Below are 12,062 nucleotides of genomic sequence, written 5' to 3'. Positions count from 1 at the left end.
TCCCGCCGCCGTTAGCGGATTGAAGAGGCCCGCCGGCAACGCCACCGGCGGGTTGGCAAGGTCAAAGCAAGCGCCGTGCCCGCGCGCATGCACCGCGATGGGGCGCGCAGTGAATCTGGGATGATCGCGGGCATGACCACCTCTCCCCGTCTCACCTCCCTCTCGCACGGCGGCGGCTGCGGCTGCAAGATCGCGCCGGGCGTGCTGTCCGAGATCCTGAAATCCAGCGGCGCGGCTGCCGTCGTGCCGCCCGAGCTGCTGGTCGGCATCGAGACCTCGGACGACGCCGCCGTCTACCGCCTGAACGATAGCCAGGCGCTGGTGGCGACCACCGACTTCTTCATGCCCATCGTGGACGACCCGTACGAGTTCGGCCGCATCGCCGCGACCAATGCCCTCTCCGACGTGTACGCGATGGGCGGCAAGCCCATCATGGCGCTGGCCCTCGTCGCCATGCCGGTGAACCAGCTGCCGCTGGATGTGATCGGCGCCATCGCGCGCGGCGGGCAGGACGTGTGCCGCGCAGCGGGCATCCCCATCGCAGGCGGGCACACCATCGATTCGGTGGAGCCCATATACGGCCTCGTCGCCCTGGGACTCGTCCACCCCGACCGCGTGCGCCGCAACGCGGACGCGCGGCCCGGCGACGTGCTGGTGCTGGGCAAGCCGCTCGGTGTGGGCGTCTATTCGGCCGCGCTGAAAAAAGAGCAGCTGAACGACGCGCACTACCGCGAAATGATCGCCAACACCACGCGCCTGAACACCCCAGGCCCGCTGCTGGCCGAACTGCCCGGCGTGCACGCCATCACCGACGTGACGGGCTTCGGCCTGGCCGGCCATGCGCTGGAGATGGCGCGCGGCGCGGGCGCGACGGTGGCCATCGACTGGTCCCGCGTGCCGCTGCTGCCCGGCGTGGCCGATCTGGCCGCTGCGGGCTTCGTCACCGGCGCCAGCGGCCGCAACTGGGCGGGCTATGGCGAGAACGTGGCGCTGGCCTCCGGCCTGCCGCCCATGGCCCAGGCGCTGGTGACCGACCCGCAGACCTCGGGCGGGCTGCTCGTGGCCTGCGCGCCCGAGAGCGTGCAGGACGTGCTCGCCGTGTTCCAGCGCGAGGGCTTCGCGCACGCGGCCGTCATCGGCGGCGTGCAGTCCGGGGCGGCGCGGCTCGACGTGCGAGCCTGATGCTCATCTAACGATAGCTGCCAGCGCTTGCTAGATAAGCGCTGGCGCCCGATTTGGCTTGTAATCTCCCCAGCCGGGCGAGTGGCACCGTGCGTTGGCTAGACTAGCCAGCTCCCACAAGCAAACAACACAGCCATGGCATTCACGGAACAGGATCTGCTGGCGGCGCTCGCCAGCGTCAAGGATCCGCACACGGGCAAGGATTTCGTCGCAGCGCGCGCGGTGCGCAACGTGCAGATCGCGGGCGGCGACGTGGCCTTCGACGTCGAGCTGGGCTACCCGGCCCAGAGCCTGGTGCCCGCGCTGCGCAGCGAGTTCATCGCGGCTGCCAAAACGGTGCCCGGTGTGCAGAACGTGTCGGTCAACATCGCCACCAAGGTCATCGCGCACGCGGTGCAGCGTGGCGTGCAGCTGCTGCCGGGCGTGAAGAACATCATCGCCGTCGCCTCGGGCAAGGGCGGCGTGGGCAAGAGCACCACGGCTGTGAACCTGGCGCTGGCGCTGGCGGCCGAGGGGGCGCGCGTGGGCCTGCTGGACGCCGACATCTACGGCCCCAGCCAGCCCATGATGACCGGCACCTCGGGCGACCTGGAGAGCCTGGACGGCAAGCTCATGGAGCCCAAGCGCGCCATGGGCCTGCAGATCAACTCCATCGGCTTCCTGGTCAAGGAGGAGCAGGCCATGATCTGGCGCGGCCCCATGGCCAGCCAGGCGCTGGAGCAGCTCATCACGCAGACGCGCTGGGACAACCTGGACTATCTTCTGGTGGACATGCCGCCCGGCACGGGCGACATCCAGCTCACCATGGCGCAGAAGGTGCCGCTGACTGGCGCGGTGATCGTCACCACCCCGCAGGACATCGCGCTGCTGGACGCGAAGAAGGGCGTCACCATGTTCCAGAAGGTGAGCGTGCCCATCCTCGGCCTCGTGGAGAACATGGCCGTGCACATCTGCCGCAACTGCGGCCACGTGGAGCACATCTTCGGCCACGAGGGCGGCAAGAGGATGGCCGAGAGCCTGGGGATGGACTGCCTCGGCGCGCTGCCGCTGCAGCTGTCCATCCGCGAGCAGGCCGACAGCGGCCGGCCCACCGTGGCGGCCGAGCCCGACAGCGACGTGGCGCGCATCTACAAGGCCATCGCACGCACGGTGGCCGTGAAGGTCGCGCAGCAGGCCAAGGACTTCTCGGGCAAGTTCCCGACCATCACGGTGAGCAAGAACACCTGAACATCCACCGGCGGGGCAGGCCATGAAGGAACAGAAGATCGCGTTCTACACAGGCCCTGCCGGTGGCTGGGGCGCGCTGGGCAGCGTCAAGAACACACTGCTGCGCCAGGACATCCCCCTCAAGGGCGCGAAGACGCTGCTGTCGGCCAACCAGCCCGATGGCTTCGACTGCCCCGGCTGCGCATGGCCTGACCGCAACCACCATTCGGCCTTCGAGTTCTGCGAGAACGGCGTGAAGGCCGTCGCGGCCGAGGCCACGGCGCGGCGCGCGGGGCCGGAATTGTTCGAGCGCCACACGGTGCAGGAACTGGCCGGGCAGAGCGATTTCTGGCTCGAAGACCAGGGGCGGCTCACGCACCCGATGCGCTACGACGCGGCCAGCGACCATTACCGGCCCATCGCGTGGGACGAGGCTTTCGCGCTCATCGCCAAGCACCTGAATGCGCTGCCCGATCCGAACCAGGCCATCTTCTACACCTCGGGCCGCACGAGCAACGAGGCCGCGTTCCTCTACCAGCTCTTCGTGCGCCAGTACGGCACCAACAACTTCCCCGACTGCTCCAACATGTGCCACGAGCCCAGCGGCAGCGCCATGCGCCCGCAGATCGGCGTGGGCAAGGGCACGGTGACGCTGCAGGACTTCGAGCACGCGGACGCGATTTTCATCTTCGGCCAGAATCCCGGCACCAACCACCCTCGCATGCTGGGCGAGCTGCGCGCGGCGCACAAGCGCGGCGCGCGCATCGTGAGCTTCAACCCGCTGCGCGAGCGCGGGCTGGAGCGCTTCGCCGACCCGCAGGACACGCTGGAGATGGCGACTTTTGGCTCCACGCCGATCAGCACGCACTACTTCCAGCTGCGCGTGGGCGGCGACCTCGCGGCGGTCAAGGGCGTCATGAAGCACGTGATCGAGCAGGAGGACGCACGGGGCGGCGTGCTCGATCGCGCCTTCATCACCGGGCACACCACCGGCTTCGACGCGCTGGCCGCCGACCTGCGCGCCGAGAGCTGGGCGTTGCTGGAGCAGGAGTCGGGCCTGACCGAGGCGCAGATGCGCAGCGCGGGCGATGTCTACATCGGCGCCGATCGCGTGATCGCCTGCTGGGGCATGGGCATCACGCAGCACCTGCACTCGGTCGCCACCATCCAGATGATCGTCGACCTGCTCATGCTGCGCGGCAACCTGGGCCGCGAGGGCGCGGGCGCCTGCCCCGTGCGCGGGCACAGCAACGTGCAGGGCGACCGCACCATGGGCATCTGGGAAAAGCCGCCAGCGGCGCTGCTCGACCGCCTCGGCGAGGTCTACGGCTTCGCGCCGCCGCGCGCGCACGGCGTGGACACGGTGGAGGCGATCCGGCAGATGCTGGACGGCCAGGGCAAGGTCTTCTTCGCCCTGGGCGGCAACTTCGCCGCCGCCACGCCCGACACCTACGAAACCTGGAAGGCGCTGCGCCGCTGCGATCTCACCGTGCACGTGGCCACCAAGCTCAACCGCAGCCACGTGGTGCACGGGCGTGAGGCGCTGATCCTGCCTTGCCTGGGCCGCACCGAGATCGACATGCAGGCCGCCGGCCCGCAGGGCGTGACGGTGGAGGACTCGATGAGCATGGTGCACGTGAGCATGGGGATCAACCCGCCCGCCTCCGAGCATCTCCTTTCCGAGCCCGCCATCGTCGCGCGCCTGGCCGCCGCCACGCTGGGCGAAAAGAGCCGCGTGCCCTGGCTGTGGCTGGTGGAGGACTACGCGCGCATCCGTGACGAGATCGAGAAGGTCTTCCCGGACTTCCACGGCTTCAACGCCCGTGTGGCCGTGCCCGGTGGTTTCCGCCTGCGCAACACGGCCAGCGAGCGCGTCTGGGCCACCGCGAGCGGCAAGGCCGCGTTCACGCCCCACGCCGTGCCGTGCGACACGCCCACGCACCGCGCCCGCGCAAGGCACGCGGGCGGCGTCGTCTTCACGCTGCTGACCACACGCTCGCACGACCAGTACAACACCACCATCTACGGCATGGACGACCGCTACCGCGGCGTGTACGGCCAGCGCCGCGTGGTCTTCATCCACCCCGAGGACATCCGCGCCCTGGGGCTCAAGGACGGCGACCGCGTCCACATCCACACCGTGTGGGACGACGGCCAGGAGCGGCGTGCCGAGGGCTTCCGGCTCGTGGCCTACGACATCCCGCGCGGCAACCTCGCGGCCTACTACCCCGAGACGAACCCGCTCGTGCCGCTGTCCGCCGTGGCGCTGGCGGCGGGCACGCCCACGTCCAAGTCCATTCCCGTGATGCTGGTGGCGGCGTGAGGGATGCCATCCTGCAGGCGCTGGCGGAGGGGGGCGACGGCGTCTCCCTGCCACGCCTGTCCAAGCGCCTGGGCCAGAGCGCCAGCGCCGTGCTGCGCGAGCTGAGCTTCATGGGCGATGCCATGATCGGCGGCCAGCGCGGCCCCGGCTGGGTGCGCGTGTGGCAGGAAGACGGGCGCTGGCTGGCCGCGCTCACCGAGGCAGGCCGTGTGCAGTGCGCATTGCTCTATCGCTCCTAAAAGAATAGCTGTTTGCGCTTGCTGAATAAGCGCCGGGCGCTGATTTGGTGCTGATTCTTCCGCTGCGCCTTCGGCCCCTCCGGCGCAAAGGGGCGGAAGGGAGAGGGAGTCGAACCCTCCGACCACGCGTGGCGCAGTCCACCGGGTTTGAAGCCCGGGCGCCCCACCAGGGACGCTTCCCTTCCATCAAATTCAATCCCCGCCCTCGAACAGCGGCGTGCCGGGGCGCAGCAGGTGCGTGTCCTTCACGCGGCGGGTGAAACCTACGCGGTCGAAGAATTCCAGCAACTGGATCGCCCGCTTGCGGCCCAGGCCGGTCGCGTCGCGGAAGGCCGCGGCCTGCACCGCCTCGCCATCCGCCATGCATTCCCGCGCGATGGCTGCCAGGCGCTCGACCGTCGGCAGTGGATAGTACAGGTCTTTGACCACCTGAAAGACCTCGCCGCGCCGCGCGAGGCTCGCGAGCGTCTGGCGCACCAGGGGTTCGGCGGCGCCGGTGTCCTGGGCGAGGGTGCGGACCCAGGGCGGGTCGAAGCCGCCCTCCAGCAGCGGGGGCAGGATCTGCTGGGCGAGTTGCTCCTCGGCGGCGTTCATGCGCGCGGCGTGCTCGGGCAGGTGCAGCCAGTGGCCGCTGCGCACGAGGGCCTGGGCGGCAGCCAGGTCTTCGATCGTGTGCTGCCACAGCGCATCGCCCGCGCGTGGCGCGGCCAGGCGGCGCAGGCGGCGCATGTCGGGGCCGATCTCCTCGGGGCTGGCGGCGTGGAAGGCGCGCAGGCGCTCCAGCACCTGCGTCTGCAGCGCCTGCAGCGCGGCGGGCGCGATGGCGAGGGCGTCGCCCGCGATGCGGATGGCGTCCGCGGGCAGCGGCAGGTCGCCCGGGCCGGGCAGGGCCTCGGCGCGGGCGGTCTGCACGAGGTCCAGGCCCAGGGGGGCGTGTTCCAGCAGCGCGGCAACGCGTGCGGCGCGGTCGGGCAGGGCCTGTGCGGCGAGCTGCGCGAGGCGCTCGGGCGTCTTGCGGTAGCGCTGCGGCGCGAACGGGTCGAGCACGCGCACGCCGGCCACGGTGCGCGTGGCCGAGGCATCGCGCAGCACGCCCCGGTCGCCGTGCCACACGGCCACGGTGCCGTGCAGCACCAGCTGGGCCAGGGCGGTGCCGCCGGGTGCGAGCGTGTCGCAGTCCAGCAGCACGATGCTGCCGGTCACGTCGCTGGTGCCCAGGTGCACGTGCACGGGCGTGCCGGAGCGCAGCGCCTTGGGCTCGTCGGCCCAGAGCTGGCATTGCACGTCGATGCGCGTGGTGGCCAGGGCGATGGACGGCGCGCAGGCCCAGTCGCCGCGGTGCACTTCGTCCTTGGCGATGCCCGCGAGGGCGAGGGCGCAGCGCTGGCCGGTGCGCGCTTCTTCGGCGGGCTGGTTCTGCGCATGGACGCCGCGCAGGCGCACGCTCGTTCCTTGCGGCGCAATGCGCAGTTCATCGCCCACGCGCGCCGTGCCGCTGGTCACGCCGCCGGTGACCACGGTGCCCACGCCCGCGAGCGTGAAGGCGCGGTCGACGGCAAGGCGAAAGGCGCGTGCGCTGTCCTGCAGGCTGGCGGCGCCGGGCGGCCGGGCACTGGCGAGCAGGTGCAAGCGCAGCGCCTCCACGCCTTCGCCGGTGACGGCGGAGACGGGGAACATGGGGGCATCCGCCAGCGCCGTGGGCGCGAGCAGCGCGCGCACCTCGGCCTGCACCTCGGCCAGCCGCGCGGCGCGTGTGGCGGGGTCGAGCCGGTCGATCTTGGTGATGGCGACCGTGCCCTGGGTGACGCCCAGCAGCGTCACCACGGCCAGGTGCTCGCGCGTCTGCGGCATCACGCCGTCGTCGGCGGCCACGATGAGCAGCGCATGCGCGATGCCCGTGGCGCCTGCGAGCATGGTGTGCAGCAGGCGCTCGTGGCCCGGCACGTCCACGAAGCCCAGCGACGGCCCGCCGGGCGCATGCAGGTAGGCGTAGCCGAGCTCGATGGAGATGCCGCGCCGCTTTTCCTCGGGCAGGCGGTCGGTTTCCACGCCGGTGAGCGCGCGCACCAGCGAGGTCTTGCCGTGGTCGATGTGGCCTGCGGTGCCGATGATCATGGGTTTGCTATCTCTTTCGTAGCTGGTTGCGCTTGTGTGGTAAGCGCTGGAGGCTGATTTTTCTCATGTTCTCCAGCGGCAGCGGTGCTTATGCCAAGTATTGCATCGGCCAGAGGCGGATGCTGCGCTCGCCATGCCCACCCACAAGGATTTGCAGGATGGGGAATAATCAAGAATCATTCTTATTTGAGGCATCCATTAAACGCATGCCCCTTTCCCCTGCCGACCCTGCCTACGGCTGGCAGTTGCCCGCCGTCGCGCCCCAGGTGTCGCTGGCCGGCGGCGTGCTGCGCTTCGATGCGCCCGCATGCACCACCGAGGTGGTGAAGCCCGGCTTCAAGCTCGTGCTGGTGCTGGGCGGGCAACTGCGCTACCAGCTGCGCGAGCGCCAGGCGGTGCGTGTGCAGGGGCCGGCCTTTCACCTGAGCCTGAACAGGGAGCCCTTCACCGTGCGGCACGAGTTCGACCCCGCCGCTGCGCTCGAATACGTGGCCGTGCGCATGCCGGCGGCGTCGCTGGCGCAGGACTTCGGCATCGACGCCGACTGGCTGGCGCGGCGCGCCTCGGGCCAGCGCGGCATGGTGCTGGACCAGCGCGCCGACCGCGTGCTGCAGGGGCTGGGCCGGCAGATGCTGATGTGCCCCTTGCAGGGCGCGCCGCGCCGGGTCTACCTCGCCGGCAAGGCGCTGGAACTGGCGGCCACCGTGATGGCTGGCCTGGAGCAGCGCGGCGGCCCTGCCAGCGCCAGCCCGCTGCGCGCGCACGACGTGCGCCGCCTGCGCGCGGCCCAGGACATCCTGCGCCAGCGCCTGAACGATCCGCCCTCGCTGCCCGAGCTGGCGCGGCTGGCGGGCACCAACGTCAACAAGCTCACCACGGGCTTTCGCCTGCTGTTCGGCTGCAGCGTGTACGAGTTCGTGCGCGCGCAGCGGCTGGAGCTGGCCTATCGGCTCATCGCCGCCGGGCACGGCAGCGTGGCCCAGGCGGCGCAGGCCTGCGGCTACACCGACTCGCACTTCACCAAGGTGTTCCGCCAGCGCTTCGGCGTGGCGCCGAGCGCGCTGCGCTGACGCCGTTACTTCCGCGATCGCCAGCCAAACTTCCGCCATCGCCAATCCGGAGGGCCGTGGCTTCCTAGACTTTGTTGAGATTGATTCTCATCAAAAAAGGAGGCGCGATTCATGGCGCAAGGATTCAGACAGGGCCGCTGGCGGCCCGTGGCGTTCGCCGCCGCGTTGGCGGCCCTGGGCGTGCAAGCGCAGGAGCAGGAACCTGCCGCCACGCTGCCCGGCGTGGAGGTGACGGCGGCGCCCGAGGTGGGCACCGCGCTCAACCGCCTCACGCCCACGCTGCGCGAGACGCCGCAGTCGCTCACGGTGATCGACGCCGGGCGCATGCAGGAGCAGAACCTGCGCACGCTCGACGACGTGATGCAGCAGTCGCCCGGCGTCACGGTGCAGCCCTACCAGCAGCTGACCACAGGCTACGACGCGCGCGGTTTCAAGATCGACTCGTTCCAGCAGGACGGCGTGCCCGTGCTGCTGGGCGGCACCGCCAGTGCGCCGCAGGACATGGCCATGTACGAGCGCGTGGAAATCCTGCGCGGCGCGGCGGGCCTGCTCGCGGGCGCGGGCAACCCGTCGGCCACGGTGAACCTGGTGCCCCGGCGGCCCCCGCGCCAATTCGGCGGCAGCGCCTCGCTGGGCGCGGGAAGCTGGAACCGCTACCGCGCCGAGGCCGACGTGGGCGGCCCGCTGAACGCGGCGGGCACGCTGCGCGGCATGGTGGTGGCGAGCCACGAGGACCGCGATTTCTTCTATGACGTGGCCACGCAGCAGTCCAGCAACGTCTACGCCATCGCCGAGCTGGATGTGGCCCCGGCGACTACCTTGAGCCTGGGCGCGCACCAGCAGCGCATCCGCTCGGTCACTAACATGTCGGGCGTGCCGTTCTATGCCAACGGCCAGCCCCTGGGCCTGCCGCGCTCGGCCTTCCTGGACGTGGCTTGGGACCGCTTCGACTGGGACAACACGCGCGTCTTCGCCGGGCTGGACCACCGCTTCGGCAACGGCTGGGCGTTCAAGCTCAACGCCAACCACCTCTCGGGCGATTCGACGCTGAAGTACGCCGGGGCCAATGGCGCGGTCGATCCGGCGACGCTGGCCGGGCCCAGGCTCACGGGCGCGGCCTATGCCTTCGACAGTGCGCAAAGCAGCATCGACGGCTACGCCAGCGGCCCGTTCACGCTGCTGGGCCGCCAGCACGAGCTGATGGTGGGCGGCAACTACCAGAAGACCCGCTTCGAGCAGTTCCAGGCCAGCCTGACCCCCGCGCCCAACGCGCCGGTGGACGTCTTCGGCTGGAATCCGCACGGCGTGCCCGAGCCCGCCACCGGCGCCTACGGCTCGCGCGGCCCCACGCGCACCACGCAGTCGGGCCTGTACGCCATGGGCCGCTTCAGCCTGGCCGACCCGCTCAAGCTGATCGTGGGCGCGCGCGTCAGCCGCTGGGAGCAGGAGACGGCGTCGGGCACGTCGCGCATCAGCGGGCAGTTCACGCCCTACGGCGGCGTGGTCTATGAGCTCACGCCGCAGTGGTCCGCCTATGCGAGCTACGCGCAGATCTTCCAGCCGCAGACCCAGCGCACCTGGGAGGGCAGCGTCATCGACCCGATCGAGGGCACGAACTACGAGGCAGGCGTGAAGGGCGAACTGGCCGACGGGCGCCTGAACGTGTCGCTGGCCGTGTTCCGCATCCGCCAGACCAACCGCGCGCAGCAGGACCCCGACCACCCGTGCGCGGGCGCCGCGTGCTACTACGTCAACAGCGGCGAGGCCGTGAGCCGGGGCTTCGAGGCCGAGGCCACGGGCCGTATCACGCGTGACCTGAGCGTGCAGGCCGGCTACACCTACAACACCACCGAATACGTGCGCGACGCCACGCTCGCGGGCCAGCCGCTGGCGCGCTTCGCGCCGCGCCATATCCTGCGGCTGTGGGGCAACTACACGCTGCCAGTGGATGAACGGCGCTGGACGCTGGGCGCGGGACTGCAAATGCAGAGCGATTTTTCGGCCGTATCTGGCGGCATCACCCAGCGCCAGGGTGGCTACGGGCTGGTGAACCTGCGCGTGGGCTACCGCCTGGGGCGCAGCACCACCGTGGCGCTCCATATCAACAACCTGCTCGACCGCACGTACTACCAGAGCCTGTCCGGCCTGAGCTGGAACAACCGCTACGGCGAGCCGCGCAGCGCCATGCTGACGCTGCGCACCACGTTCTGAATGCAAGCTAAATCCGGCTCCAGCGTTTGTCCATCAAGCGCTGGCAGCTATCAATCCCATACCGACATGACATTTTCCGAACCCCGGCCCCAGGCACTGGACGGCCGCCTGATCGCCCTGCACCCCGGCGCGCATGCCGAGGGCCTGGACTTCGCCGCGCGCGGCCGCACCGACGCCGACTGGATCATCGGCATCAAGGCCGTGAGCGACGGCGCCTCGGTGCATGCCAACCACTAGGAACGGCATCCGCGCGGCGAGGAGGTGCTGGCGCTGCTCGACGGCCGCGTCTGCGTGATCCTGGACGGCGGCGCAGCCCGTCCCGCATGCGAAGTGCCGCTGGCGGCAGGCCAGATGCTGGTGGTGCCGCGCGGCACCTGGCACCGGCTGCGCGTGGAGCAGCCAGGCCGCCTGCTGTTCGTCACGCCCAGCCAGGGCAGCGAGCACCGCCGCGTGGAGGCCGCATGAGCACCGCCGTCGCTCACCGCTGGCTGCTGGTTGCCGCGCTGTATTTCGCCCAGGGCATTCCGCTCGGGCTGGCGATGGAGGCGTTGCCCGCGCTGCTGCGCCGCCAGGGCGCGCCGCTCACCAGCCTGGCCTTCCTGCCGCTGGTCGGGCTGCCCTGGGTGCTCAAGTTCCTCTGGGCCGCGCCTGTGGACAACCACTGGAGCCCCGCGCTGGGGCGGCGGCGCAGCTGGATCGTGCCCATGCAGGCGCTGGTGCTGCTGTGCCTGCTGGCGGCGGCGGGCCTGGGCGTGTCGGGCGCGAGCGCGCCGGCCATCGTGGCGCTGGCGGCCATCGGCTCGCTCGCCAGCGCCACGCAGGACATCGCCACTGACGGCTTCACGGCCGAGCATTTCAGCGGCCCGGCGCCGGCGCGCGCCAACGCGCTGCAGGTGGGCGGCACCATGGTCGGCTTCTTCTTCGGCGGCTCGGGCTGCCTGTTGCTGACTGGCCTGCTGGGTGTGCGCGGCGCGCTGGCCGTGCTGGCGCTGCCCGTGGCCGCGAGCCTGCTGCTGGCGCTGGCCTGGCGCGAGGGCGCGGCCGGGCCCCGGGCGGCCGGGCACCTGCCGCCGGCGCGGCTGCGGCACTTCATCGCCCGGCCGGGGGCGTGGCCGCTGCTGCTGGCGGCGGCGCTGTCGGCCATGGCAGCGGTCACGGGCTACGGCCTGTCCAAGCTGCTGCTGGTGGATGCGGGCTGGGCGCTGGAGGACGTGGGCCGCGTGGGCATGGCCGGTGGCGGCATCACGGTGCTGCTGGGCTGCGGCGGCGGGGTGTGGCTGGCGGGGCGCACCGGCGCACGGGCGTTGTTCGCGCTGGGCATTGGCGCCTCGGCGCTGGCGGCGGCGCTGTGGCTCTGGCTGGCGGTGCAGACGCCCGCGCTACCCGTGGCGGGCGTGTGGGCGGCGACGGCGCTGGGCTGCTTCGGCGCGGGATCGGCCTCGGTGGCGGTGATGACGCTGGCCATGGCCTTCGCCGCCCAGGGCGCGCAGGCAGGCACCGACATGACGGCGGTGCAGAGCGCGCGCGACGTGGGCGAGATCGCCACCTCGTCCTCGCTCACCGGGCTGGCCGCGCACGCGGGCTATGCGGGCAGCTTCGCCGCGGGCCTGGCCGTGGCGCTGGCGGCGCTGGTGGTGGCGGCGCGGCTGGGCGGTGGACGGCTGGGCGGTGGACGGGGGCGGGTGGGGTAGGGCGTTGCCGCTATCGCTCGGGTGC

10 protein-coding genes and 1 tRNA gene are annotated in these 12,062 nt (G+C 71.3%); 9 read left to right on the top strand and 2 right to left on the bottom strand.

The features are described from left to right. Positions 1-132: 132 nt before the first annotated feature. The 4 genes from selD to AVS7_RS16210 all read left to right on the top strand — a co-directional run bounded on the left by selD (position 133) and on the right by AVS7_RS16210 (position 4,950). Positions 133-1,182, top strand: a complete 1,050-nt coding sequence (gene selD / locus AVS7_RS16225; RefSeq protein WP_234450028.1) for a selenide, water dikinase SelD — start codon at positions 133-135, stop codon at positions 1,180-1,182. Between the two features lie 135 nt (positions 1,183-1,317). Continuing rightward, positions 1,318-2,409, top strand: coding sequence for an iron-sulfur cluster carrier protein ApbC (gene apbC / locus AVS7_RS16220; protein ID WP_020229392.1), 1,092 nt, complete (start codon positions 1,318-1,320; stop codon positions 2,407-2,409). 22 nt (positions 2,410-2,431) lie between these two features. After that, entirely contained in the window at positions 2,432-4,711 is a 2,280-nt protein-coding gene (locus AVS7_RS16215) for an FdhF/YdeP family oxidoreductase (protein ID WP_020229391.1), read from the top strand. Continuing rightward, positions 4,708-4,950, top strand: a complete 243-nt coding sequence (locus tag AVS7_RS16210) for a hypothetical protein (RefSeq protein ID WP_020229390.1) — start codon at positions 4,708-4,710, stop codon at positions 4,948-4,950. The genes AVS7_RS16215 and AVS7_RS16210 overlap by 4 nt, the downstream gene beginning before the upstream one ends. Positions 4,951-5,043: 93 nt before the next feature. On the opposite strand, the gene AVS7_RS16205 is transcribed toward AVS7_RS16210, so the two are convergent. Continuing rightward, a tRNA-Sec gene (locus tag AVS7_RS16205) sits at positions 5,044-5,135 on the bottom strand. Positions 5,136-5,142: 7 nt separating this feature from the next. Further along, positions 5,143-7,065 carry a selenocysteine-specific translation elongation factor gene (gene selB, locus AVS7_RS16200; RefSeq protein WP_020229389.1) on the bottom strand — a complete coding sequence of 641 codons (1,923 nt, stop codon included), beginning with the start codon at positions 7,063-7,065 and terminating at the stop codon, positions 5,143-5,145. A 206-nt stretch (positions 7,066-7,271) separates the two neighbouring features. Between selB and AVS7_RS16195 the strand changes: the two genes are divergently transcribed. The 5 genes from AVS7_RS16195 to AVS7_RS16180 all read left to right on the top strand — a co-directional run bounded on the left by AVS7_RS16195 (position 7,272) and on the right by AVS7_RS16180 (position 12,037). Beyond that, positions 7,272-8,135, top strand: a complete 864-nt coding sequence (locus AVS7_RS16195) for an AraC family transcriptional regulator (protein WP_020229388.1) — start codon at positions 7,272-7,274, stop codon at positions 8,133-8,135. Between the two features lie 111 nt (positions 8,136-8,246). Next, positions 8,247-10,346: a TonB-dependent siderophore receptor gene (locus AVS7_RS16190; protein ID WP_020229387.1), complete on the top strand. Its 2,100-nt coding sequence runs from the start codon at positions 8,247-8,249 to the stop codon at positions 10,344-10,346. 66 nt (positions 10,347-10,412) lie between these two features. Next, on the top strand, positions 10,413-10,583 hold the full coding sequence (locus AVS7_RS24750) for a hypothetical protein (protein WP_020229386.1): 171 nt from the start codon (positions 10,413-10,415) through the stop codon (positions 10,581-10,583). A gap of 24 nt (positions 10,584-10,607) precedes the next feature. Next, positions 10,608-10,811, top strand: coding sequence for a cupin domain-containing protein (locus AVS7_RS23365; RefSeq protein WP_020229385.1), 204 nt, complete (start codon positions 10,608-10,610; stop codon positions 10,809-10,811). After that, complete coding sequence (locus tag AVS7_RS16180; RefSeq protein ID WP_020229384.1) at positions 10,808-12,037, top strand: RhtX/FptX family siderophore transporter; 1,230 nt, start codon at positions 10,808-10,810, stop codon at positions 12,035-12,037. Before AVS7_RS23365 ends, AVS7_RS16180 begins: the two co-directional genes overlap by 4 nt. Positions 12,038-12,062 lie beyond the last annotated feature (25 nt).

Origin of the sequence: Acidovorax sp. MR-S7 (assembly GCF_000400995.2) — a bacterium.
Classification (GTDB): Bacteria; Pseudomonadota; Gammaproteobacteria; order Burkholderiales; family Burkholderiaceae_C; genus MR-S7.
Note: the sequence above shows the minus strand (reverse complement) of the source record. Positions and strands in the feature narration are given on the sequence as shown.